This window comes from Pseudomonas sp. PS02303, from assembly GCF_029959925.1.
In the GTDB taxonomy this organism is placed as follows: domain Bacteria; phylum Pseudomonadota; class Gammaproteobacteria; order Pseudomonadales; family Pseudomonadaceae; genus Aquipseudomonas; species Aquipseudomonas mandelii.
In genome coordinates this window covers 1-2,551 of the sequence record NZ_JASCOM010000458.1, presented here as the reverse complement: position 1 = coordinate 2,551, position 2,551 = coordinate 1, and the positions used below count along the sequence as shown (strand labels likewise).

1 protein-coding gene is annotated in these 2,551 nt (G+C 63.0%); it reads right to left on the bottom strand.

Annotated features, from left to right (window positions below):
• Nucleotides 1-2,366 (bottom strand): 5-oxoprolinase/urea amidolyase family protein (locus QMX98_RS34015; protein ID WP_282412061.1); only part of this gene is annotated, 2,366 nt, incomplete at its 3' end.
• Between the last annotated feature and the right edge of the window lie 185 nt (nucleotides 2,367-2,551).

Genomic DNA, 2,551 nt, shown 5'->3' with positions numbered 1-2,551 from the left:
CGCGATAGCGGTGTGTCAGTCACATCAACGTTGGCTGTACCGCCGCCATCGCGAGCAGGCTCACTCCTGCAGGGGGTATTCCATTTCAGGGCGAGGTTGCGGGCGGTTTTTAGATCGACCGGGAGGAACTGGACTTTGTCTCCGGCCTTCAGTTGCCCAAGCTGCCAAAGGTCCGCCTCAATCACCGTCACCGGGCAGACAAACCCGCCCAGGCTCGGACCATCCGGCCCCAAAATCACCGGCATGTCCCCGGTGAAATCCACCGCACCAATGGCATATGGATTGTCATGGATGTTCGATGGATGCAGCCCCGCTTCACCCCCATCGGGCCGAACCCATTCAGGCTTCGGCCCGATCAATCGCACGCCGGTGCGGCTGGAGTTGAAGTGCACTTCCCACTGGGTCGCGAAAAAGGTGCCGATGTAGTGGTCAGTGAAATATTCCGGTGCACCGTGAGGGCCATAGATCACCCGGATCTGCCGCACGGCGGGTAACTCGCTGACGTGGTCCAGTTGTTGACCGACGCGGCTGTCGATCAAGGCAGGCACATGCAACACATCGCCCGCCCGCAACGCACGACCACCATGTCCACCAAACTGTCCGAGGGTGAAGGTGCTTTTGCTGCCCAGATAATCCGGCACTTGCAGGCCACCGCGCAGGCTCAGATAGCTGCGAGCGCCGGCCCCGGCAATCGTGCCGAGGCTCAGCGTAGCGCCCGCTGGAATCAGCAACGCCGTGTTCATCGCGACGGTTTCACCGTTCAACGTCAGCGGGATGACGGCCCCGGTCACCGCCACCACGGCCTCGCAGTTGAAGCGCAGCAACGGCCCGCTCATGGTGATTTCCAGCGCCGCGGCGCCTTCGTCATTACCCAGCAGAAGATTGCCCAGACGCAACGCGCGACTGTCCATCGGCCCCGACGGCGGTACGCCTACCGCCCAATAACCGAGACGGCCGGGATAGTCCTGAACGCTGGTCTGAGTCCCGGCGCTGAGCACTTCAAAGGTGTTGGCCTGATACACCAGGCCTTCCAGGCAACGGGTCCACGGCTGGCCGCTGGCGAACGGCGCATCGAGCAGAATTTGCCGCAGGTAATCGCGGTTGGTTTCCACGCCGTACAGCAGGCTGTCACCCAGCGCCTGATGCAGATCCGCAGCGGCCTCTTCACGGGTCGGCGCCCAGCAGATGACCTTGGCGATCATCGGGTCGAAGTACGGCGGGATCTCGCAACCGGCTTCGATCCAGGTGTCGATGCGCAGGTGTTTGCCGTCGGCAGCAGGGAAGTTCACGGCGGTCAGCAAACCTGGGCTCGGCTGGAAATCACGGCCCGGATCTTCGGCATACAGCCGTGCCTGAATCGCATGGCCGTCGGCTTTCAAGCCTCGGCTCAAATCGCTCAATGGCGGCAAATCACCGGCTGCCAGTTCCACCATCCAGCGCACCAGGTCCACGCCCCACACTTGCTCGGTGACGCCGTGCTCCACCTGCAAACGAGTGTTCACTTCCAAGAAGTAGAAGCGCTGATCTTCGCTGTCGAAGACAAATTCCACGGTGCCGGCGCTGCGGTAATTCACCGCTTTCGCCAGTTTGATCGCCGCCGCGCAGAGTTCTTCAGCCATGCCATCGGGCAAGTTCGGCGCGGGAGTCTCTTCGAGGACTTTTTGATTGCGGCGCTGCACCGAGCAGTCGCGCACGCCGAGGGCAATCACTTCGCCGCGACCGTCGCCGAACACCTGGACTTCCAGGTGGCGGGCGCGCTGGATGTACTTCTCGATGAACACGCCGGCGTCGCTGAAATTGTTCTGGCCGAGGCGTTTGACCGCTTCGAAGGATTCACTCAACTCGGCCGCGCTGCGGCACACGCGCATGCCGATGCCGCCACCGCCTGCCGTGCTTTTGAGCATCACCGGGTAGCCGACCTGTTCCCCGGCAATCAGCGCCGCGTCGAGGCTGTCGAGCAGTTCGGTGCCTTCGAGCATCGGCACGCCGTGTTGCTTGGCCAGGGCGCGCGCGGTGTGTTTGAGGCCGAACACGCGCAGTTGCTCCGGCGTCGGGCCGATGAAGGCGATGTCGGCGGCTTCGCACGCTTCGGCGAACGCAGCATTTTCCGAGAGAAAACCGTAGCCGGGGTGGATCGCCGTGGCGCCCGAGGCTTTGGCGATGGCGAGGATTTTGTCGACGGCCAGATAGGTGCCGGCGGCGGCGCCTTCCCCGAGGCTGTGGGCTTCATCGGCCTGCAGGATGTGCAGGCTCGCGGCATCCGCTTCGGAGTAAACGGCAACGCCCTTGACCTGCACTTCACGCAGGGTGCGCAGGATGCGGCAGGCAATGGCGCCACGGTTGGCAATCAGGACTTTTTCGAACATGGCATAGACCCCGGAGGGGATGCGGGCCGTCCCGCAGTTTTTCGATGAGCGCCGGGGTCGTCCCCGACGGCAGAATCACTAACCTTGAAAACACCACTGAACCCCTGTGGGAGCGAGCCTGCTCGCGATAGCGGTGTGTCAGTCAACATCGATGTTGAATGTGCTGACGCCATCGCGAGCAGGCT